The following is a 22,225-nucleotide window of genomic DNA, read 5'->3' on the forward strand; positions in this document are numbered from 1 at the left end:
CGCTCACGCCAGCACGGCCGACAGGCTCTCGAGGAAGCGCTGGTTCTCGCGCTCGGTGCCGACGGTGACGCGCAGGCTGGTCGGCAGGTTGCCGAACGGCCGCACGATGACGCCCTTGCGCAGCAGCGCGTCGTACACGGCGCGCGCCGGCCGCTTCACGTCCACGAGCACGAAGTTCGCCTGGCTCGGGGCCACCGACAGCCCGAGCGCGGTGAGCTCGCGCGTGAGCCGCTCGCGCTCGCGGCGGTTCAGCGCGCGGCTCTTCTCGACGTGCTCGGCGTCGTCCAGCGCCGCGAGGGCGGCCGCCTGGCCGATCGCGCTCACGTTGAACGGCGCGCGCACCCGGTTCATGTAGTCGATGAGCTGGGCCGGGCCGACCGCGTAGCCGACGCGCAGGCCCGCCAGGCCGTAGATCTTCGAGAAGGTGCGCACCACGAGCAGCCGCTCCCGCAGCCCGCGGAGGCGCATGGAGTCCGGGTAGTCCGCCGCGTCCGTGTACTCGATGTACGCCTCGTCCATGACGACGATGACCTCGGGCGGCACCTCGCGGAGCAGGCGCTCGACCGCGGCGCGGCCGACGTGCGTGCCGGTCGGGTTGTTCGGGTTCGCGACGAACAGGAGGCGCGTCTTCGGCGTGACCGCCGCGGCCATCGCCTCGAGGTCGTGCCGCAGGTCGCGCAGCGGCACGGCGGTGTACGGGACGCCGTACGCCAGCGCGGAGATCTTGTAGACGATGAAGGCCGGATCCGCGAACACCATGTGCGACCCGGGCGTCGCGAAGGCGTGCACCATCAGGTCGAGCAGCTCGTTCGAGCCGTTGCCCTGGATGACCTCGTCCATCGAGACGCCGTGGACCGCCGCCAGCCGCTCGCGCAGCCGGTACGCCGCCCCGTCCGGGTAGAGGTTCATGCTCTCGAGCGCCCGGCGCGCCGCCTCGACGGCGCGCGGGCTCGGCCCGATCGGGTTCTCGTTCGACGCGAGCTTCACGGCGTCGGTCACGCCGAGCTCGCGCGCGAGCTCATCGAGCGGCTTCCCCCCCTCGTACGGGACGAGGTTCTCGACGGTGGGCAGAACAAGCGCAGACATGGGGGCGCATCCTACCACGCCTCCGCTGCGTGCGTGAGCGGCTGGATCAGGCGCTCGTGCCCGTCGCCTCGGCGGCAGGTATCCACGTCTCCACGGCCGACCGGAGCGCCGCCCACTCGGGGAGCCACGCATGGGGCTCCGCGTCGTGCTCCAGCGCGTTGAGGATCCGCTCCTCGAGCTCGGGTCGGCTCTTCAGCAACGGGTCGAAGGCGAAGCCTGGCGTGCTCTGGATCTTCGCGAGGATGTTCTTCCCCGCGAACACCTCGAGCGCGTGTTGGCGGAAGCGCCCGCCGCTCAGGCAATCCGGCACGTGACGTTCGAAGGCCTCGAGCAGCTTGTCCGTGTCGAGCCGAGCGCCATCGGTGTACTCGCCGGCTTTCTTTCGAAGCTCCTGCGCGAGCTCCTCCCTGGTGGCGTCGAGGCGCACCTGGGTCTCGAGCCGGTTCCGGCGCGGCGCACAGCAGGTCAACGCGATGCGCGCCGCGGTGACGTGGCCGAGCGCATTGAAGACGCGCTCGAGCTGCGCCACGTAACGGCTCTTCGCGGCTGGATCCCACCGGAGGGCGCGCGCCAGGACGTCGGGGTCGAGCAGATAATTCTCCACCTCTTTGCGCCGCCACCTCCATCCGAGCACGAGCTGCTTCTCGCCGTGGCGCACGGTCCACTGACGAGGGCCGGGGTCGGTGGCCACCGTCCACGCGCCGGGGTCCCTGGGGAAGTCACCATCGGTGATCCCGCAGACGCCGGGGTTCTGCCGGCGCCGGCCACGGATCAGGCCCGCGAAGGCGTCTTTGCCGCCCGAGGGCTCGACCTGGACGCCGGTACCTCGGAGGATCGCGTGGAGGAGTCGGACGTCGGGGCTGTTGTCCTCTCCCTCGCACAGGAGCACGCTCACAGGCACAGGCGTCCCTCCGGGAGCCGATGGATGGTGTGAGGACTGACGAGCGTCGAGACCGCGCGCGCGTGCGTCGTGAAGAGGAATTGATTGTCCTCGCCGAGGCGGGGCAACAGGCCGAGCAGCGTCTGCGCGAGCGGCGGGTGCAGGTTCAGATCGATCTCGTCGATGAGCACCACCGAACGGTGGATCTGCTGCCTCACGAATTCGAACAGGAGAGGAAAGACGGACTGCTCGCCCGCAGACATCTCGCTCAGCGTGTAGGTGCGGTCTCCATCCTTCAATACGAAGCGGTCGTCCGCCGGCGTGGGACCGTCGAATATCGTCTCCAGCCCCGCGAACCCGCGACCCGGAAACGCGGTCCTGTAGAGCGTCTCCAGATCACCGAGGTAGTCGTGCTCCGGATGAGGCCCGTGCTGTTCGCGGTTCCGGTGCCAGATCTTGAGGATCTTGTCGAGCCGCTCGACGGCGGTCGCGAACCGGACACCCATCTCGTTCGGCGGAGCGTGGTCGGGCGCCTCGCGATCCGGCGGCTCGCGCGCGCCGGACAGCGCGATGTTGCGGAACTGGTCGTACCAGAACACCCCCGGTAACCGAGAGAAGAGGGCGCGAAGCTTGGAGTCGTTCCTCAGCGAGCTGGCGACGTACGATCGCCCGCGGAACTGATAGAGCTCCCGCGGGGAGCCGGTCGTCCTCACCCGCGCTCCCTCGAGGCGCAGCGTCACGACCCGGCTGTCTCCAGGCTCCCGGAACAGCTCCCGGCTCGTGGGGTTGGCGAGATCCCACCAGCGCCTCGCGGCCTCCTGCGTCGCCGCGATCTCGTCCGCCTCGAACTCGACCGTCAGCTCGACGATCGGATCGCCGTGCACGAAGTAACGCTCGGGCGCCCAACCGGTCCAGCCGAAATGACGGACATCGGGGATCTTCCGCTGCGCCAGCGACAGCGTGAGGGCGACGGCTTGCAGGATGGTCGTCTTCCCCGACGCGTTGTCGCCGAGGATCAAATAACGATCGGCCACGTCGCCGGTCGCCCTGTTCTTGAAGTCCAGCTCGATGCCGGGAGGAGCGAATTTCTTGAAGTTCTCGATCGTCGCTCGGCTGATCTTCATGGGAGAACCTCGTCACGGGGACCGGCGGCGCGAGGTCTTACCATGCTCGATCGGAGCCGCCTACCAGCGGAGCGCCTCGCGAGCTCGGGGCGCGCTGCCATGGCGCCCTTAGGGCTTCCTCGACAACGGTTCAGCGGGCGTAGCCGCGACCTCGGCCTCCGGGCCACGGCCCGTCTTGCCGAGCGGTCGGCCAGCTCGCGCGCTCGCGAATGCTCCGCCGATGCCCGCGCGACGATCTCCCAAGAGCCAGACGACGCCTCAGCAGAGCTCGCTGGCTTCCACGGACGTCGGCCCGGCGGCCAGGGAGCTCGTCCCGTTGCGCGCTGGCCCCCCGGGAGCCCCGCAGCACCCCGACCCGGAGGCGTCAGGGCACACGTAGTGTCACTCCGGAGGCCCTCCTGTAAACGTTCGGACACACGTAGTGTCATTTGGGAGGCCCCGCTGTAAACGTTCGGACACACGTAGTGTCATTGGGGAGGCCCTCCTGCAGACGGAAGAGCGCACGCGGCGTCATCCCCCCGCAATGGCATGGCTCTCCTCGCACCATCTCCTCCACTGCCGCAGGGTCCCGCCCCTCCTGGCTTCCGGCAGGGCCTCGCGGCGGTATCGCCGGCGCCCAGCGCGCCGCGATCTGGTCTCTTCGTGTGTCCTCCATGTGATACTCGCCGTCCCGATGAAACCCGGGGACATCGTCGCCGACCGCTTCCTGATCGAGCGCCTCGCCGGGTCGGGGGGGATGGGCTCCGTCTACCGCGCGCTCGACCGGCACACCGGCGAGACGGCGGCGCTCAAGGTCATGTCGGGCCGCGGCCTCGAGCACGGCGAGCGCTTCGCGCGCGAGGCGCAGGTGCTCGCGGAGCTGCGGCACCCGGGCATCGTCCGGTACATCGCGCAGGGGGCGACCGAGAGCGGCGAGCCGTGGCTCGCGCTGGAGTGGCTCGAGGGCGAGAGCCTCGCCGACCGGCTGCGCCGGCGCGGGCTCACCGTCGGCGAGAGCGTCCTGCTCGGCCTGCGCGTCGCCGAGGCGCTCGCCGAGGCGCACCGCAACAACGTCGTCCACCGCGACCTCAAGCCGAGCAACCTGTACCTCGTCGACAAGGCGGTCGAGCAGGTCAAGCTCCTCGACTTCGGCATCGCGCGGCTCACGTCGCTCGCGCCCCTCACCATGACCGGCGTCGTCATGGGCACGCCGTTCTACATGGCGCCCGAGCAGGCCCGCGGCGAGCGCGCCGTGGGGCCCCAGGCCGACGTGTTCGCGCTCGGCTGCGTGCTGTTCCACTGCCTCACCGGGCGGCCGCCGTTCGTCGGCGACGACATCCACACCGCGCTGCTGCGCGTCGTGCTCGACGAGGCGCCGCGCCTGCGCGACCTGCGCGCCGACATCCCCGAGACCGTCGACGCCGCCGTGGCGCGCATGCTCGCGAAGGACCCGGCGAGCCGCCCCGCGAACGGCGCCGCCGTGGCGCTCGAGCTGCTCCGGGTGGGCGAGATCAAGAGCACCCCCCCGGCGCCCGTGAGCCGGCGCCCGAGCGCGCTCACGACCGGCGAGCGGCGGACGCTCTGCCTGATGCTCGCGCGGATGGGCCCGCAGGAGGCCGCCTGGCAAGGCCCGACCATGCCGATGACCCTCCCGATGACCATGCCGCTCGCGCGCGTGGTCCCGGAGGAGGAGGTGAAGCGCGTGGCCGCGCGCTTCGGCGGCGCGCTGCAGACGCTGCCGACGACCGGCGACGGGCTCCTGCTCATCACGCTCGAGGGGCGCGGCCTCATCACCGACCAGGCGGCTCGCGCGGCGCGCTGCGCGATCGAGGTGCGGGACCTCTTGCCCGGCGTCCAGATGGCGCTCGTCGCCGGCCGCGCCGCCGCGGACGACCGGCTCCCGATGGGGCCGACCATCGACCGCGCCGTGAGGCTGCTCGACGTCGCCGAGGACGGGCTCATCCGCCTCGACGAGGTGATGGCCGGCCTGCTCGACGCGCGCTTCGACGTCGGCGGCGACGCCACGGGCCTCGTGCTCCGGGCCGAGCGCGACCTCGTCGAGGCGGCGCGGACGCTGCTCGGGCGGGCGACGCCGTTCGTGGGGCGCGACCACGAGCTCGCGATCCTCGACGCCGTGCTCGACGAGTGCCTCTCCGAGCCGACCGCGCGCGCGGTCGTGATCACGGCGCCCGCCGGGCTCGGCAAGAGCCGGCTGCGCTACGAGTTCCTGCGCCGGGTCGAGGAGCGCAACGAGCGGGTGCAGGTCTGGCTCGGCCACGCCGACCCGATGAGCGCCGGCTCGCCCTTCGGCATGCTGCGCCAGATGCTGCGCCGCGAGGCCGGGCTCTCCGGCGGCGAGCCGCAGGAGGTGCGGGAGCAGCGCCTGCGCGCGCGGGTAGGCCGCTACCTGAGCGGCGCCGACTGCGCGCGCGTCACCGAGTTCCTCGGCGAGGTGGCGCGCATCCGCTTCTCCGACGAGGGCCGCGTCGAGCTGCGCGCCGCGCGGAGCGACCCGATGCTCATGGGCGACCAGATCCGGCGCGCCTGGGAGGACTTCGTCCTCGCCGAGTGCCGCGGCGAGCCGGTGCTCCTCGTGCTCGAGGACCTGCAGTGGGGCGACGTGCCCACGGTGAAGCTCATCGACGCGGCGCTCGCGCACCGGGACCAGCCGCTCATGGTGCTCGCGCTGGCCCGGCCCGAGGTCGAGACGGTCTTCCCGAAGGTGTGGGTCTCGCGCGGCGTGCAGGAGATCCGGCTGCGCGAGATCGGGCGGCGCGGCAGCGAGCGGCTCGTGCGCGAGGTGCTCGGCGACTCGGTGACGCCCGACGTGTGCGCGCGGCTGTGCGAGCGCGCCGGCGGCAACGCGTTCTACCTGGAAGAGCTCATCCGCGCGGCCGCCTCGGGGCGGACGGAGGCGCTGCCCGAGACGGTGTTGTCGATGGTGCAGGCGCGGCTGGAGTCGCTCGACGCCGAGGCGCGGCGGGTGCTCAGGGCGGCGAGCGTCTTCGGCCAGAAGTTCTGGCGCGGCGGGCTGATGGCGCTGCTCGGGGGCGAGCGGCGGGCCCCGCAGGTGGACGGGTGGCTCGCGGTGCTTGTCGACCGCGAGCTGATCGCGCGGCGGGGGGAGGGGAAGTTCCGGGGTGAAGAGGAGTACGCCTTCCGGCACGCGCTCGTGCGCGAGGCGGCGTACGAGACGCTGACCGACGCGGACCGCGCGCTCGGCCACCTGCTCGCCGGCGAGTGGCTGGACGCGGCCGGCGAGCGCGACGCGGCGCTGCTGGCCGAGCATTTCGAGCGCGGCGGCGACGCCGAGCGTGCGGTCGTCTGGTTCCGGCGCGCGGCGGAGCAGGCGCTCGGGGCGAACGACTTCCGCGCCGCGATCCAGCGGGCCGAGCAGGGCGTGGCGAGCGCCGACGCGGACGGGGAGTTCTTCGCCGCGCTGCGCCTCGTGCAGGCCGAGGCGCACAAGTGGCTCGGCGAGGCGGCCGAGGCCGAGCGGTGCGCCGTCATGGCGATGCGCGGCTTCCCGCGCAAGAGCGCGCTCTGGTACGCGGCGGCCGCGGAGGCGGCGTCGATGCGCGTGCGCCTCGGCATGGGCGACCGGCTCGCGGACCTCGTCGAGGAGCTCCGCGGCGGCGGCCCCCCGGGCCACGGCGGCGGCCCCCCGAGCCACGGCGGCGGTCCCCCGAGCCACGGCGGCGGCCCCCCGAGCTACGTCGAGGAGGCGACCGGCGCCTCGGTGAGCGCGCTGGCGCGCATCGCCGGGTCGCTCCTGCACGGCGGCCAGTACGCCGCGGCGGAGGAGATCGTGCAGGAGCTCGCGCGCGTCGCGATGCCGCTCGCGGAGCGCGACGCGGCGGTGGCGGCGCGCATCCACGCGCTGCGGGCGTCGCGGGCGCTCTGCTACGGCGACCCGGCGGCGTCGCTGGAGTGCACCGAGCAGAGCATCCCGGCGTACCTCCAGACGGGCGATCTCCGGAACGCGTGCCTGAGCCGGGTGAACGCGGCGCACTGCCTGGTGCAGCTCGGGATGTACCACCGCGCCGAGGCGGAGCTGCGCGACGCGCTCGCGGAGGCGGAGCGGATGGGGCTGCACAACGTCGCGACGTTCGCGAAGCAGAACCTGGGGCTGCTCTGGACGCAGCAGGGCGACCTGGCCGCGGCGCGCACGGTCACGGCCGAGGCCGTCGAGGCGTTCTCGGCGCAGGCGAACCGGCGGCAGGAGGCGCGGTCGCGCGCGTACCTCGCCGCGATCCTGATCCGGCTCGGCAGCCTCGGCGCGGCGGACAACGAGGCGGGCGCGGCCGTGGCGATGCTGGCGCACGTGCCGACGCTCCAGGCGCTCGCGCTCGCGGTGCGCGCGCGGGTGCTGCTCGAGCAGGGGCGCGCGCACGAGGCGCTCGAGGCGGCGCGGCGCGGGCTCGGGCTGCTCGTGTCGGTCGGGGGGACCGAGGAGGGCGAGGCGCAGATCCGGCTCGTGTACGCCGAGGCGCTCCGGGCCGCCGGGCACCACGACGCGGCGCGCGAGGCGATCGCGGTCGCGATGCAGCGGCTCGTGACGCGGGCCCAGTGGATCCACGACCCGGCGCGGCGACAGAGCTTCTGCCAGGCCGTGCCGGAGAACGCGAAGACGTTCGCGCTGGCGGCGCTCTGGCAGCAGGAGACGGAGCCCACCGCGGGCTGAGAGGCGCCGCGCCGCGGTCGGCCGCCGCGCGCGCGGCGGGGTCATGGTCGCGCTCGCCGCCGGAGCTCCCGCGGCGGCTTCAAAAACCAGGAAGTTCCTTGGCTCTCTGTCCGGGCCTCTCCCTGGCTTGCCCTCTCGTGCTTCAAACCGATCACCCGATGGCGGCGCGCCCGGACGGATCTCGCCCAGGGCGAGGCGCCTTGCGGGCGCGGCGCTGCGCGCGCGCGCCCGTGTGCCTGCGCCTGCGCCTGCGACGCGGGACGCAGAAGCAGGTGTGATGTAGAGTTCAATCACGGCACCTCCACAGATCGCTTACCGGAGCGTGGGCGCGCGCGGCGCGACGCCAGGCTGCGGGCGGCTTGACGGCCTGTCGAAGGTTCGGAAGAATCAGCTCCTATTATGTACTCAGCACTCTTTCGGAATGTCCTCTATCCGTTTTATGAGACGAAACTCCGAAGAAGGGCGACATTGGCGTACCTCGAGGAGATGGAGCGGTCCCAGTGGCGGCCGGAGCGCGAGCTCCGCGAGCTCAACTGGCGAAAGATGCAGGCGGCCCTCCAGTTCGCGGAGCAGCACGTGCCCTTCTACCGGCGCCGCTTCGCCGAGTACGGGGTGCGGGTGAAGGACGTGCATGCGCCCGAGGATCTCGTGCGCTTTCCCGTCCTCACGAAGGCGGATCTCCGCGCGCACGGCAGCGAGATGATCGCCGACGGGTGGAGCGGCAAGCTCTTCCGGAGCGGCACCGGAGGCTCGACCGGCGAGCCGGCGCGGTTCTTTTACGATCACACGACGTACGAGTGTAGGAGCGCGGCGGCCCTGCGGGCCGACGCGTGGGCGGGCGGGCGGATCGGCGAGAAGGAGCTCTACATCTGGGGCATCCCGACCAAGGAGCCGCGCTGGAAGAAGGTGAAGCGCACGCTCCACGAGGCCGCCATCCGGAAGAAGACGGTCAGCGCGTGGAACCTGTCGGAGGAGCGGCTCGCGGGGGTGGTCGACGAGATCCGCCGGTACGCGCCGAACCTCGTCGTCGGATATACGAGCCCGCTCTACTACACGGCGCGCTACGCGCTCGACACGGGGCACAGGCTGCCGACGCCGAAGGGGATCATCGCGACGGCGGAGCGGCTCTTCCCGCACCAGCGCGAGACGATCGAGAAGGCGTTCCAGGCGCCGGTCTACGATCGCTATGGCTGTCGGGAGATGATGCTGATCGGCGCGGAGTGCGAGCGCCGCGAGGGCAAACACCTCAACATCGAGAACATCTTCGTCGAGGTGCAGTGCGGCGGCCGGCACGCGAAGCCCGGCGAGCCCGGTGAGGTGATCCTGACCGACCTCATCTGCCGGTCGATGCCGCTGATCCGCTACAAGAACGAGGACGTGGTGGTCGCCGCGGACACGTCGTGCTCGTGCGGCCGCGGGCTCCCGCTGCTCGCCTCGGTCGAGGGGCGGGTGCTCGACATGATCGTCGGGCCGGACGGCCAGCTCCTCTCGTCCGTGTTCTTCCCGTACTTCTTCAAGGACAACCCGACGGTGGAGCGCTACCAGGTCCACCAGGACAAGACGCGGGCGATCACGATCAGGATCATCCCCGGCGAGGGCTACAAGCCGGAGACGTCGGAGGCGATCGAGCGCGATCTCCGCCGGTTCCTCGGGGAGCGGGCGGCCATCCGGGTGCAGCTCGTCGACGAGATCCCGGTCACGTCGGGCGGCAAGTTCCGGTTCACGGTGTCCGAGGTGCCCATCGAGTTCGGCCGCGAGGTCGCGGCGTGATCGGAGCCCCCGAGGCTCCGCCGACGCCGGGAGCAGGGCCGCGCGCGGCGCCGGGCCGGCCGGCGAAGGTCGCGCACGTCGTGCTGTCGCTCAACGTCGGCGGGCTCGAGCGGGTGGTGCTCCGGCTCCTGGAGCGGACGGCGCGCGACCGGTTCGCGCCGGTCGTGTGCGCGCTGCAGGAGCCCGGCGCGCTCGCCGAGGAGCTCGCGCGGCTCGACGTGCCGCTGGTCGTGATCCCGCGCAGGCCAGGCCTCGACCCCGGGCTCCCGGTGCGGCTGTCGGCGTGGCTGCGGCGCGAGGGGATCGGGCTGGTCCACACGCACAACCCGGGGCCGCACCTCTACGGCGCGCTCGCGGCGGGCCTCGCGCGGGCCGCGGGCTTGGCTGGCGGTGGCGGCGGCGGCGGGCCGCGCGTCATCCACACGAAGCACGGGCGTAACTACCCGAAACAGAAGCGGAAAGTGCTGGTCAACCGGCTGGCGGCGGCGCTCACGGACCGGGTGGTGGCGGTGAGCGACGACGCGCGCGCTGTCGCGATCGAGGTGGAGCGGGTCGACCCGGCCAAGGTGGTGACGATCCTGAACGGCGTGGACACGGACGTGTTCCGGCCGGGCGAGGCGGGGGCGGCGCGGGCGCGGCTCGGCGTGCCCGCCGCGGGCTACCACGTGGGGTGCGTGGCGCGGCTCTCGCCGGAGAAGGACCACGCGACGCTGCTCGCGGCGTTCGCGCGGCTCCGCGAGGTGCGGGCGGACGCGCACCTGACGCTGATCGGCGACGGTCCGGTCCGTCCGGCGCTCGAGCAGCAGGCGGCGCGGCTCGGGCTGGGCGGCGCGGTGACCTTCACGGGGACGCGCGGCGACGTGGCGGAGCTGCTCCCGGCGTTCGACGCGTTCGCGCTCGCGTCGCTGACGGAGGGGATCTCGCTCACGCTCATCGAGGCGGCCTCGGCGGGGCTGCCGATCGTGGCCACGCGCGTGGGCGGCAACCCGGAGATCGTGCAGGAGGGCGAGACGGGGCTGCTCGTGTCGCCGGGCGCGCCGGAGACGCTGGCGGCGGCGCTGGAGGCGGTGGCCGTGCGGGAAGACCGCGCCGAGATGGGGATGCGGGGGCGGGCGCGGATGATCGAGCGGTTCGGGATGGACCGGATGATCCGGGCGTACGAGGACCTCTACGCCGAGGTCCTCGGCGGGTAGCTCCGGGTCGCTGGGGGGGCGGGGCGGCAAGGGGGCCTCAGGACAACAGTCGTCGCGGCGCTGCGCGACGGGCTCTTCAACCACGGGACGTGGCCGCGGAAACAAGCTACGTGAGCGCGGAAACAGGGGCGTAGAGGCGCCTCACATCGCGCGCGCAGGCTCGCCACATGTGGCGTGATGGGCGTCGATCGTCCTCTCGGCCGGGCTGTTGATGCTGTCGGCGCCCCGGAGATCGCGGGCGTGGGCGCTGCCTGGTCCGATCGATGCATTTGGAGGTCCTACGAACTGGCGGTGGACGGAGCTGGCCAGTGCGCACGACGGACGAACCCGCCGGCGGAACGCCGGATGAGGGGTCCAGACGACCCATCCCACGGGAGGAAGCCATGGCGAACAACCACCAGCCCAAGGAGAGCGGGCTCGTCGATCTCGTCAGAGACGCCATCCAGGACACACAGGAGCTGATCAAGATCGAGATCGCGCTCGCGAAGAACGAGACCCAGCAGGACATCACCAGGCTCAAGAGCGCGGCGATCGCGTTCGGCGTCGCCTTCGCCGCCGCGATCCTGATGCTCGCGATGCTCCTCGTCGCGGCGGCCCTCGCGCTCGGCGGGGCGGTGCCGGCGCTCGTCATCGCAGGCGCCCTCCTCATCACGGCAGCGATCGCCGGGCTGGTCGGCTACCGGGCCATCCCGCGGGAGCCGCCGCTCGACGCCACCAAGGAGCACGCCCAGGCCCAGGCCAACCTGCTGAAGGAAGAGATCGCATGAGCACCAACGCAAACGGCATCGACGACCTCGAGCAACGCGCCGCGCTGCTCCGATCCCACGTCCGCGCGAACCTGGAAGAGCTCGATCGGATCGCCGTGAGCCCCGGCGGCGCGCACCCCGCCGTCAGGGACAGCGAGGCGAAGGACTCGCCAGAGCGCGAGCGCCTCGAGCAGCGGGCCGACGCGGTCCGCGAGGACCTCGTGAGCCGCGTCGGCGAGATGGAGCGGCAAGCACGGGAGAAGATCCTGCCGTACGTCACGCTCGGCGGGGCCGTCCTCGTCGCCCTGACGCTCGGATTCGGCTACATGTTTTACAAGTCGCTGCGGCGGTAACGCCGCGCGCCCGCCCCGGCCGGGCTCACCGCGCCGCGGAGCGGGCTCTCGTCATCGCGCGGCTCTCGTCATCGCGCCGTCCAGCCCGGCGCTGCACGTAGGCCGCGGCGCCGAGCGCCGCTCGGCGTCACGCCTGCTGGTCCTGGCAGTTCTCGCGCTGACAGTTGAACATCCAGCGGATGCCGAACGCGTCGGTGAGGGTGCCGTACTTCGCGCCCCAGAACGTGTCCTGCAGGGGCATCGTGACCTTGCCGCCCGCGGCGAGGGCGTCGAACACCCTCGCCATCTCCGCGGCGTCGTCGAAGTGCAAGCAGACCTCGGTGTGGCCTTCTTCGTTCGGGGCCGGCATGCCGGGCATGGTGTCGCTGATCATGAGGACGCCCCCGCCGATGCGCAGCGTGGCGTGCATGATCCGCTCCTTGCTCTCGGGAGCCGGGTTGTCGCCCGGGATGTCGCCGAAGCGCATCGGCGGGCCGTCGCTCTTCGCGCCCAGCGCGCTCTCGTAGAGCTTGATGGCCTTGTCGGCCGTTCCGTTGAAGATCAGATAAGGATTCAGGCTCTTGATCGACATGTCTTCCTCCGTGCGGCCCGCGCCGCGAAAATCGTTGACTCAGCGCTGCGCTCGATGCCCTGACGCCGCGAGGGACTCCAGCTCATCGGTCCTCGCGGACGCCGGCTCTCCTCACTCCGCCGCCCGGAGCGGGAGGACGGCGCGGAGCCGCCGATCGCGCAGCCAGAGCCCGCCCCAGATCAGCGCCGCCACGTAGATCGGGAACAGCGTGTGGCTGAAGAGCGGGCTGCCGACGCGCACGTGCGTCGCGATCGCGCCACCCAGATAGCCCGTCCAGAGCACGGCCCCCAGCACCGCCGTGCGCGGGATGACGTAGAAGAGCAGGCACACGACCTGCAGCACCCCGAGGGGGAAGATCACGCTCGCCGAATACCCGAGGCTGGTCGTGCCCTCCACGAACTCGGGCGGCTGGAGCAGCTTGCCCGTGGCGTCGAAGCCCAGGAACAGGACGGCGAGGCCGCTCAGGATACGGCCAGCCCACAGCGCCTTCCTGGAGCTCGGGACCGAGCGCTGGACCTCGCTCGGCGCGCCGGTCACGGCGCCGGGGGCAGCGCCGGTCCGGGGCGCCTCGTTCTCGTCTCGGGTCTGTGCGGCGTGGAGAATGTCGGGGGAGATCGCGGTCATGGGGGCCTCTCTGTCCGGGTTCGAAGTCATAGACCGCCGCACCTGATCGAAATCATCGGTGCCCTGAAAAAAAATCGACCGACCCCGCCACCCGACCACCGGGCACGCGTCCGACCTCGGCGCCGGCTGCCTGCGGTGCGACAGGTCACTTCATCGGCCACGAGCGCCGCGAACATACCACCGCGAGGCACGCTCGAGCGCGCGGAGCGCAGCGCTTCTCCCGCATCCCGCGCTGTAGATCATTGCGTTTACTTGCTCGGAATTCTCAATTCACGTCGAACGACGTCGAGCTCCGGGCGTCACTGGCCCTCTCCCGCGGCCGGATCGAGCTGCACGCCGACGCTCCACGCGCCGCGCTCCGTCTCATCGCGCACGGTCACCCGCCCCGTCGCGAGGTCGAGATCGAACGCCGGATCGCCCCCGTCCCGGGTCGTGTTCCCGTCGTGGACGCGGACGACGCGATCGCCCTCCACCGTGCACTCGGAGACGCCGGTCGTGCCCGCCCCGTAGAGCATGCGGCCGGCGCAGGCGAGGCGCGTGAGGCACTTGCCGCCTCGCGGGAGCGGCGAGACGCGCAGCGCGCACCTCACGCCCGCCTTCACCGGGCTCGGTCCCGTGGACTCGGTGACGGCCGCGGACCGGCGCAGCGTCATCTTCGTGGCGTCGAGGAGCGGCTCCCCCGCGACGGGCGGGCTCTGGTAAGCCAGCGTGAGCTCGACGCGGTACGCGGGCGCCGAGTCGCTCCAGACGGCGCCGGCCCTGCGGATGCTGTCGAGCGAGACCTCGGCCCGCTCCCCGGCGCGCGAGCCCTTGTCCTGGTACGAGATGGCATAGACCTGCGTGCCAGGCTCCGCGCCGGAGTCCTCCTCCACGCCGCTGCTGAACATCGACATGCCGTTGAGCGCATCGCTCGATCGATAGATCGGCTTCCCGCCGCAAACGACCTGGAGCGACGGCACACGGATGTCGTCGCCCGCGCTCGCGAGCTCCGCCTGGACGGTGCACCGCGCGCCGGCCGCGAGGGGGAGCCCCGTGGCGCGCGCGACGGCCGCCTCCCAGGTCGCGGTCGCCGTCCGCAACGGCCTCTCGGGGGCCGGCGCGGTCGGCGTCGGCGCGGGCTCGGGGGCCATGGACGTGGGCTCCGGCAGCGGGGCAAGGACCGGAACCGGCTGCGGAGCCGCGTCGACCGGCGCCTCGGACGCGGGCCGCAGCAGCACATGACCCAGCACCGCGCCGCAGATCCCGAGGCCCGCGACCATCGCCAGGACCGGCGCGAACAGCGACCGCCTCGGCCGGCCGCGCACCGCGTCGAGCTCGCGGCCGAGCTGGTCGAGCACGCGGCGGGCGTCCGCCATCTGACGCTCGAGCTGCTCGACGCGCGCCGCCCGATCGTCGTCGCGGTGGTCGTCGAGCTGCTTCCTGGCCGTCGCGAGCTGCTCCTCGAGGCTGTCCACGCGCCCGCGCAGCGCGTCCCGTTCGTCGCGGTATCGCATCGCACAACGCTACCACCGCGAGGCTCGCCCGACGCGCGCGGGGCCGGATCGCCCCGCGCCCGCGTCGCCTGGCGACGGCGCCCGGGCTCGCCGGCGACACGCGGTGGGGGAGCCCTGTTCGCAGACTGACGAATTGCCGAGGATCCGCGGCAGATCAACAGTCTTCTCGCCCGGGCTGCCGGCGCAGCGTGTACGCTGTAGACCGTCTGCGCAGAGCGTGGGGAGGGCGGTCAGGACACGAGCAGGAGGCCGTCGAACATGGGTCAGGGTCGCCAGGGCAGTGGGGTACCGCTTCCGGAGCAGTGGGGCGAGCTGCCCGGCACCGCGGGGCGGCAGGCCAGGGGCAAGGCCGGCGTCTCGGGCCCTGACGCGCGCCGGGCCGAGGTCCCGGGCGGGGCGGCTCGCCCTCGCACCGTGGGCGTCATCGCCCCCTTTCTGTCCGGCGCCTTCTGGGGTCCTGTCCTGATCGGCATCCATGAGTCGGCGCGGCAGCGCGGGCTTCGCACGCTGGTGCTGCGCGGCACGCCGCCCGAGGTCCAGGCGCCCTCGCTCGCGAGGGAGCAGGTGGACGGGTGGATCGTGATCATCGAGTTCGAGGGCCTCGAGGAGCTCGCGCGCGCGGGGATCCCGCTCATCACGCTCGGCGCCCGGCCCGCGGAGATCGACTGCCCGGCGGTGCTCCCGGACAACCACGGCGGCATCCGGAGCGCGGTGCGCCACCTGATCGAGCACGGGCACCGGCGCATCGCGTTCGTCGGCAACTTCGCCGCGTACGACGTGCGCGAGCGCCGCGACGCCTACAAGGACACGCTCGCCGAGGCGGGTATCCCCGTCGACCCCGATCTGATCATCCCGTGCGACAACAACATGTACAGCGGCGGCCGGGCCGCCGCGCCGGCGCTCCTCGCGAAGCTGCCCGCGTGCACGGCGGCGGTCTTCGGCACGGACAAGAACGCGCTCGGGATGATGTCCGCGATGAAGGCGGCGGGCGTCCGCATCCCCGAGGATTTCGCGATCATCGGCTTCGACGACGTCGTGGAGGCGCAGAGCGCCGACCCGCCGCTGACCACCGTGCGCCAGCGGTTCGAGATGATGGGGAGCGCGGCGGGCGATCTCCTCGCGTCGATGATCGCCGGCGAGGCCTTCCCGCCCGAGGGCGTCCGCACGGCGAACCTGCTCGTCGTGCGCAGCTCGTGCGGATGCAACGTGATCCAGAACTTCCTCGACACGGAGGGCGCGGCGTCCGACGAGGACGCCGGCGGCGCCGTGGCCCGGCAGATGGTCGAGCTCTTGCTCCTTCCCCAGCCGCTCCCGCCCGATACCCCGCCGGCGGTTGTATGGCCGGGGGTCACGCGGGTGGTCGACCTGTATTTCGCGGCGCTCCGGGGCGCCGCGCCGGCACCGGCCGCCGAGCTCGAGCGGGCCTATCGGCAGGCTGTCGACATCACGCCCGATCTGGGGACCCTCCTGGCGACGGCCCGGCTGCTGGGCCAGCTCCCCGAGCGGCGCGGCGCGCCCCTCGACGCCGCGGCCAGGCGGCGGGTGGAAGACTTCCTGGAGCTTCTTCGCCTCGCGATCGCGCGGGCGCGGCTCGAGGCCGAGACACAGCATGTCCACCAGCTCGGGGTGCTCGCGAGGACGAACCACGACGTCAGCTACGCGCTGCTCGGCGGCACCCGGCAGGAATACCGGTCGCTGGCGTGGCTCGAGACGACCACGGCGGTCTGGGGCTGCCTCGCGCTGTGGGAGGACCCGGCAACGCGCGAGCGCCTCGTGGTCGCCGGCGCCTACAGCCGCGACGGCAGCCCGGTGCCCCCGGACGGCAGCCGCTGCGCGCGGGAGGCGTTTCCGCCGGCGGAGATGCTGCCGGCGTCGGCCACCGACGGCACGTTCATGGTGCTGCTGCTGCCGATTCGCTCCGCCCAGCGCGACTGGGGGATCCTGGCGCTCGTCGGCCCGACCATCGTCGCGATGACCGGGGACGAGGGGACGGTCGCGATCTGGGGGACGCTGCTCGGCGCGGCGCTCGAGCGCGACGCGCTGCTGGAGTCGCTGTCGTCGCAGCACGCCGACCTGCAAAAGGCGGTCGCGATCGAGCGCGCGCTGTGGGAGACGGTGCGCGAGCTGGGCTGCCCGATCATCCCGCTGCTGCCCGGGGTGCTGCTCGTGCCGCTGATCGGGATGATCGACGGCGGCCGCGCGCAGCAGGTGCTCGAGAAGGTGGCAGAAGGGGTGAGCCGGCACGAGGCCCTGTGCGTGCTGCTCGACCTCACGGGCGTCCCGTTCCTGGACGCGCAGGTCGCCCATTTCCTGGGCATGACCCGCCGCGCGGCGGCGCTGCTCGGGGCGCGGGTCTATCTGGTCGGCGTGCGCCCCGACATCGCGAAGAGCCTCGTCGACATCGACGTCGGCGAGCTGGCCACGTTCGCCTCGCTGTCGGCGGCGCTCCGCGAGCTCGCGCCGGCAGGGGGACGCGGGCTCCAGGCGAGGCGGGGCGCGCGCTGAGCCGCTTCGCCTTGTGCACCGCCCACCCGAGAGCGGACTATGGGTGAAGCGGGCCCCTGCACGAGGCGGCTCGGCTGGACGTGGGCACGCAGGCCGACAGGAGCACAGCGATGGGGGACGGGGGGCAGGGCAGCGGCGTCGCAGTGCCGGAGCAGTGGGGCGAGCTGCCCTCGGGAGGGAGGTCCGGCTCGACGGTCCCTCCCGCGCGCCGCACCACGTTCCCGCCCGCGCGCCGGACGCTCGCCCCGCCGCCGCTCCAGGGCGCGGGAGCCCGCCCTCGCACCGTCGGCGTCATCACCCCCTTTCTCGACGGCTCGTTCTGGAACCCTGTCCTGAGGGGCATCCACGCGTCGGCGCAGGAGCACGGGATCCGCACGCTGGTGCTGCGCGGCACGCCCGCCGAGGTCCACGCGCCCGCGCTCGCCAGGGAGCAGGTGGACGGGTGGATCGTCGTGATCGAGCTGCACGGCATCGAGGCGCTCGCGCGCGCGCGGGTCCCGTTCATCACCGTCGGCACCCGCGCCTCCGAGGTCGTTTGCCCGGCCGTGATCCCGGACAACCACGGCGGCATGCGGAGCGCGGTGCGCCACCTGATCGAGCACGGGCACCGGCGCATCGCGTTCGTCGGCTACTTCGCGGCGTACGACGTGCGCGAGCGCTTCGCGGCCTACAAGGACACGCTCGCCGAGGCGGGGATCCCCTTCGACCCCGACCTGGTCGTCGAGAGCGACAACAACTGGTACAGCGGCGGCCAGGCCGCCGCGCCGGCGCTCCTCGCGAAGCTGCCCGCGTGCACGGCGGCGGTCTTCGGCACGGACAAGAACGCGCTCGGGATGATGCCCCCGCTGAAGGCGGCGGGCGTCCGCATCCCCGAGGACCTCGCCATCGTCGGGTTCGATGACGTCGTGGAGGCGCAGGGCGTCGATCCGCCGCTGACCACGGTGCGCCAGCGGTTCGAGATGATGGGGAGCGCGGCGGGCGATCTCCTCGCGTCGATGATCGCCGGCGAGGCCTTCCCGCCCGAGGGCGTGCACACGGACAACGTGCTCGTCGTGCGGAGCTCGTGTGGGTGCGACACGATCGCGGACTTCCTCGACAGGGAGAGCGCGGCCCCCGGCGAGGAGGACGCCGGCGGCGCCGTGGCCCGGCAGATGGTCGAGCTCTTGCTCCTTCCCCGGCCGCTCCCGCCCGACGTCGCGCCGGCGGACGTGTGGCCGGCGGTCGCGCAGGTGGTCGACGGTTACTTCGCGGCGCTCCGGGGCGCAGCGCCGGTCCCGGCGGTCGAGATCGAGCGGGCCTGTCGGCAGGCCGTCGACATCACGCCCGATCTGGGCACCTTGATGGCGGCGCTCCGCCTGCTGGGCCAGCTCCACGAGCGGCGCGGCGCGCCCGTCGACGCCGCGTCCAGGCGGCGGGTGGAGGCGTTCCTGGAGCGGTCGCGCCTCGCGCTCGCGCGGGCGCGGCTCGAGGCCGAGACACAGGTCGTCCACCAGCTCGGGGTGCTGGCGAGGATCAACCACGACGTCAGCTTCGCGCTGCTCGGCGGCACCTGCCAGGAGCCGCGGTCGCTGGCGTGGCTCGAGGCGACCCCGGTGGTCTGGGGCTGCCTCGCGCTGTGGGAGGACCCGGCCGCGCGCGAGCGCCTCGTCGTCGCCGGCGCCTACAGCCGCGACGGCAGCCCGGTGCCCCCGCTCGGCAGCCGCTGCGCGCCGGAGGAGTTTCCGCCGGCGGAGATGCTGCCGGCGTCGGCCGCCGACGGCACGTTCATGGTGCTGCTGCTGCCGATACGCTCTGTCCGGCGCGACTGGGGGATCCTGGTGCTCATCGGCCCGACCCAGGTCGAGATGGCCGGGGACGAGGGGACGGTCGCGATCTGGGGGACGCTGCTCGGCGCGGCGCTCGAGCGCGACGCGCTGCTGGAGTCGCTGTCGTCGCAGCACGCCGATCTGCAAAAGGCGTTCGAGATCGAGCGCGCGCTGTCGGAGACGGTGCGCGAGCTGGGCTGTCCGATCATCCCGCTCCTGCGCGGCGTGCTGCTCGTGCCGCTGATCGGGATGATCGACGGCGGCCGCGCGCAGCAGGTGCTCGAGAAGGTGTCCGAGGGGGTGAGCCGGCACAGGGCGTCTCGCGTGCTGCTCGACCTCACAGGCGTCCCGTTCGTGGACGCCCAGGTCGCCAGCACGCTGGGCAGGATCAGCCGCGCGGCGGCGCTGCTCGGGGCGCGGGTCCATCTGGTCGGCGTGCGCCCCGAGATCGCGGTGAGCCTCGTCGGCGTCGATCTCGGCGAGCTGGCGACGTTCGCCTCGCTGTCGGCGGCGCTCCGCGAGCTCGCGCCGGCGGGCAGGCGCGCGCGCGACGCGCCTTGACGTGCGGAGACGCGCCTGCCGTAGAATCGGCCGATGCTCGCCGTGCACTGCCCGCGCTGCGGGCGACCTGCGCCGGTGTCCCTCGCCAGCCCGGACCTCATGGCGTGCCCGGCGTGCCACCACCGCGGACCGCCGCCCGGCGAGGCGGCCCAGGGCCTGCGCGCCGCGGCGCACGTCGTGTTCCAGGCCGACGTGCGCCGCCGCCAGCTCTCGGACGCGCTCCGGCGGACGCTGGTCACGGCGTCGCGGCGACACGCGCGGCTCCTCGTGGTGTTCGCGCTGGCCTCGGTGCCGATCACCGGGTTCGCCGCGCTCGTCCTTTTGGGGATCTGGGTCACCCCCGACGACGACGGGCGGCTCGTCACCGGCGGCATGGTGGTGGCGGCGTGGCTCGGCACCGTCGGCGCGGGCGCGGCCGTGCTCGCGCTCGTGCGCCGCCGGCAGCGCCGGCTCGAGGAGGCGTGCGCCGCGCGCCCGCCCGCGGCCCCCGGCGAGCCGGCGGCGTGCCACGTGTGCGGCGCGCCGCTCGACGGCGGCAGCGACGACGGGATCGCCCGCTGCGGCTTCTGCGCCGCCGACAACCTCGTCGCGCCCGCCGTCCTCGAGCGCGTGCGCGCGCGCCAGGTCGTCATCCTGCAGTCGTTCGAGCAGGCCGTGAGCGCCGATCTCGCCTCGTTCGGCCGGGCGACCTCCGGCGCCGCCGCGGCGGTCGTGGCGACCGCGCTGGTGGTGCCGGTGACCGTCTTCGTCCTCGCCGTCGCCGCCGTCCTCGTCGGCGAATCGATGCGGCTGCCGGTCGACCCCGCCGTGAGCTACGCGGCCGTCAGCACGGCGGCTGGACAGTGTGTCGGTAAAATTGCGCACGGACCGGACGGCGGCGCGGTGGTGCGGTTCGGCGGGTTCCGGCGCGCGGAGCTGCCCAAGGAGCAGGCGCTCGCGCCGGGCGCTCCGATCGAGGCCGTGTCGCCGGGCGCGCTGGTCGGCCGCTTCGTGACGGCGAAGGCGGGGGCCGGCGTCGTGGAGGAGGTGTTCTCATCGCCGCTCACGGGCAACTCCGCCGTGGTCCGCGGCGGGGATGGGAAGTCGTTCACGAGCAGCATCGCTGGCCTCTGCCTGGGCGGCTCGCCGCCGTGATGATCGTGCTCGGTTTCGTGCTCTCCGGTGTCGCGCCCGTGAATTTCGTGCCGCTCTGGCGCGCGGCGGGCAGGTGGAGCGAGCCGGTCCTGGACAGGGGCTCTCGGCTCGCGCGAGCGGCGCGTTCGTTGTTTCGCGTCGACCCGCTCCACGTATAGTGGCGTTGGTTGGCTGGGGGGTAATTGGTGCTTGCACCGGTGGAGACAAGATGAGCCAAGGTGGCTGGGGCGGGGGATCAGGGGGCGGTCAGGGCGGTGGTGGTTATGGCCAGCCTCCGGGCGGCGGCGGCTATGGTCCGCCTCCGGGCGGCGGCCATGGCCAGCCTCCGGGAGGCGCCGGTCAGGGGCAGCCGCCGGGGCAACCGCCGGGGGGCGCGTACGGTCAGCCGCCGGGCGGGGGCTACGGTCAGCCGCCGGGGCAGCCGCCGGGGGGCGCGTACGGTCAGCCGCCGGGCGGGGGCTATGGTCAGCCGCCGGGGCAACCGCCGGGCGGGGGCTACGGTCAGCCGCCGGGGCAGCCGCCGGGCGGGGGCTACGGTCAGCCGCCGGGGCAACCGCCGGGCGGGGGCTACGGTCAGCCGCCGGGGCAACCGCCGGGCGGGGGCTACGGTCAGCCGCCGGGGCAACCGCCGGGTGGCAGTGGCTACGGCCCGCCTCCGGGCGGCGGCTACGGTCAACCGCCGGGCGGCGCGGGCTACGGCCCGCCACCGGGCGGCGGCGGCGGCTGGGGCCCGCCCCCCGGCGGCGGCGGTGGCTGGGGACAGCCCCCGGGCGGCGGCGGCTGGGGGCAGCCTCCGGGCGGGGGCGGCTACGGTCCGCCTCCGGGCGGGGGCGGCTACGGTCCGCCCCCGGGCGGCGGTGGCTACGGTCAGCCCCCGGGCGGGGGCGGCTACGGTCAGCCCCCGGGCATGGGCGGCTCGACCTCGTGGGGAGCGGGCGACGCGGCGTCCTTCGGCTGGGAGCGCTTGAAGCGCGATCCGGCGGTCATCATCGGCGCCATGTTCGTCGTCGGGCTCGCGGCGGGCTTCCCCAACGTCATCGGCGGGGGCATCCAGGCGTCGCTCGCGGCGGACGCGCCCGGCCTGGGGTCGGCCGTCCAGGGCCTCATGCAGCTCGTCGGCCTCGTGATCAGCAGCTACTTCGCCGGAGGCCTCTCCCTGCTCCTGCTGAAGGTGGCGCGCGGCCAGCCGTACTCGTTCAACGACATCCTCGCCGGCGGCCAGTGGTTCCTCCCCATCCTCGGCGCCCAGCTCCTCACCTCGATCGCCGTCTTCGTCGGCGCGATCTTCCTGATCGTCCCCGGCGTCATCCTCGGGCTCGGCCTGAGCATGACGACGATGTGCATCGTCGATAAAAACCTGGGCACGATCGACGCGATGAAGGAAAGCTGGCGAATCACGACTGGACACAAGGGCGGCCTCTTCGTCTACGCCCTGCTCGCCTTCGCGCTCATGCTCGGCGGCGTGCTCGCCTGCTGCCTCGGCACGATCGTGGCCGCGCCGATCACCGCCCTCGGGTACGCGTATATCTACCTGCGCCTGACCGGCCAGCCGATCGCGAGCTGAGCCCCGTCTCGCGTGGGCCGCGAGGGCGCGTCCGCGCCGCCCTCCGCCTCGCCCCCGCCGCTTCCGCCCCGCGCCGAGCGCGCCCCCTCCTTCACGCCCCTGTCCCCGGCCGCTCTCATCGCGCCTCCGAACACCGGATCTCGCGTCGAGATC

At 73.2% G+C, this 22,225-nt stretch carries 15 protein-coding genes; 9 read left to right on the top strand and 6 right to left on the bottom strand.

Features of this window, described 5'->3' with window-relative positions; all coding sequences use genetic code 11:
* Positions 1-3 precede the first annotated feature (3 nt).
* From hisC to WME96_RS46070, 3 genes are read right to left on the bottom strand one after another with little or no spacing between them, the layout of a single operon-like run.
* Positions 4-1,086 (bottom strand): histidinol-phosphate transaminase, encoded by a 1,083-nt coding sequence (gene hisC / locus WME96_RS46060; RefSeq protein ID WP_437287891.1) that lies wholly within the window; start codon positions 1,084-1,086, stop codon positions 4-6.
* A gap of 46 nt (positions 1,087-1,132) precedes the next feature.
* The gene (locus WME96_RS46065) at positions 1,133-1,981 is read right to left on the bottom strand and encodes a hypothetical protein (RefSeq protein WP_437287892.1); all 849 of its coding nucleotides are present in this window, start codon (positions 1,979-1,981) and stop codon (positions 1,133-1,135) included.
* Entirely contained in the window at positions 1,978-3,090 is a 1,113-nt protein-coding gene (locus WME96_RS46070) for an AAA family ATPase (RefSeq protein WP_437287893.1), read from the bottom strand. The genes WME96_RS46065 and WME96_RS46070 overlap by 4 nt, the downstream gene beginning before the upstream one ends.
* 673 nt (positions 3,091-3,763) lie before the next feature.
* Here WME96_RS46070 and WME96_RS46075 point away from each other — a divergent pair.
* The 5 genes from WME96_RS46075 (at position 3,764) to WME96_RS46095 (ending at position 11,815) form a co-directional block, all read left to right on the top strand.
* Positions 3,764-7,753 (top strand): protein kinase domain-containing protein, encoded by a 3,990-nt coding sequence (locus WME96_RS46075; RefSeq protein ID WP_437287894.1) that lies wholly within the window; start codon positions 3,764-3,766, stop codon positions 7,751-7,753.
* A 468-nt stretch (positions 7,754-8,221) separates the two neighbouring features.
* The gene (locus tag WME96_RS46080) at positions 8,222-9,523 is read left to right on the top strand and encodes a phenylacetate--CoA ligase family protein (RefSeq protein WP_437287895.1); all 1,302 of its coding nucleotides are present in this window, start codon (positions 8,222-8,224) and stop codon (positions 9,521-9,523) included.
* Positions 9,520-10,716 carry a glycosyltransferase family 4 protein gene (locus tag WME96_RS46085; RefSeq protein ID WP_437287896.1) on the top strand — a complete coding sequence of 399 codons (1,197 nt, stop codon included), beginning with the start codon at positions 9,520-9,522 and terminating at the stop codon, positions 10,714-10,716. Before WME96_RS46080 ends, WME96_RS46085 begins: the two co-directional genes overlap by 4 nt.
* A 383-nt stretch (positions 10,717-11,099) precedes the next feature.
* Positions 11,100-11,483 (top strand): phage holin family protein, encoded by a 384-nt coding sequence (locus WME96_RS46090; protein WP_437287897.1) that lies wholly within the window; start codon positions 11,100-11,102, stop codon positions 11,481-11,483.
* A complete protein-coding gene (locus WME96_RS46095; protein ID WP_437287898.1) occupies positions 11,480-11,815 on the top strand; it encodes a hypothetical protein in 336 nt (111 codons plus the stop codon). Before WME96_RS46090 ends, WME96_RS46095 begins: the two co-directional genes overlap by 4 nt.
* 127 nt (positions 11,816-11,942) lie before the next feature.
* Here WME96_RS46095 and WME96_RS46100 read toward each other — a convergent pair whose 3' ends face one another.
* The 3 genes from WME96_RS46100 to WME96_RS46110 all read right to left on the bottom strand — a co-directional run bounded on the left by WME96_RS46100 (position 11,943) and on the right by WME96_RS46110 (position 14,503).
* A complete protein-coding gene (locus WME96_RS46100; protein ID WP_437287899.1) occupies positions 11,943-12,386 on the bottom strand; it encodes a VOC family protein in 444 nt (147 codons plus the stop codon).
* A gap of 111 nt (positions 12,387-12,497) precedes the next feature.
* Positions 12,498-13,010 carry a DoxX family protein gene (locus WME96_RS46105; protein WP_437287900.1) on the bottom strand — a complete coding sequence of 171 codons (513 nt, stop codon included), beginning with the start codon at positions 13,008-13,010 and terminating at the stop codon, positions 12,498-12,500.
* 299 nt (positions 13,011-13,309) lie between these two features.
* A complete protein-coding gene (locus tag WME96_RS46110; RefSeq protein ID WP_437287901.1) occupies positions 13,310-14,503 on the bottom strand; it encodes a hypothetical protein in 1,194 nt (397 codons plus the stop codon).
* Between the two features lie 258 nt (positions 14,504-14,761).
* On the opposite strand from WME96_RS46110, the gene WME96_RS46115 reads away from it, so the two are divergent.
* The 4 genes from WME96_RS46115 (at position 14,762) to WME96_RS46130 (ending at position 22,072) form a co-directional block, all read left to right on the top strand.
* Entirely contained in the window at positions 14,762-17,008 is a 2,247-nt protein-coding gene (locus tag WME96_RS46115; protein WP_437287902.1) for a substrate-binding domain-containing protein, read from the top strand.
* Between the two features lie 110 nt (positions 17,009-17,118).
* Positions 17,119-19,374, top strand: a complete 2,256-nt coding sequence (locus WME96_RS46120; protein ID WP_437287903.1) for a substrate-binding domain-containing protein — start codon at positions 17,119-17,121, stop codon at positions 19,372-19,374.
* Positions 19,375-19,407: 33 nt separating this feature from the next.
* Positions 19,408-20,508: a hypothetical protein gene (locus tag WME96_RS46125; protein ID WP_437287904.1), complete on the top strand. Its 1,101-nt coding sequence runs from the start codon at positions 19,408-19,410 to the stop codon at positions 20,506-20,508.
* 208 nt (positions 20,509-20,716) lie between these two features.
* Complete coding sequence (locus tag WME96_RS46130) at positions 20,717-22,072, top strand: hypothetical protein (RefSeq protein WP_437287905.1); 1,356 nt, start codon at positions 20,717-20,719, stop codon at positions 22,070-22,072.
* The last annotated feature ends 153 nt before the right edge of the window (positions 22,073-22,225 follow it).

The sequence above is a fragment of the Sorangium sp. So ce406 genome, from assembly GCF_051474675.1.
GTDB lineage: Bacteria > Myxococcota_A > Polyangia > Polyangiales > Polyangiaceae > Sorangium > Sorangium cellulosum_G.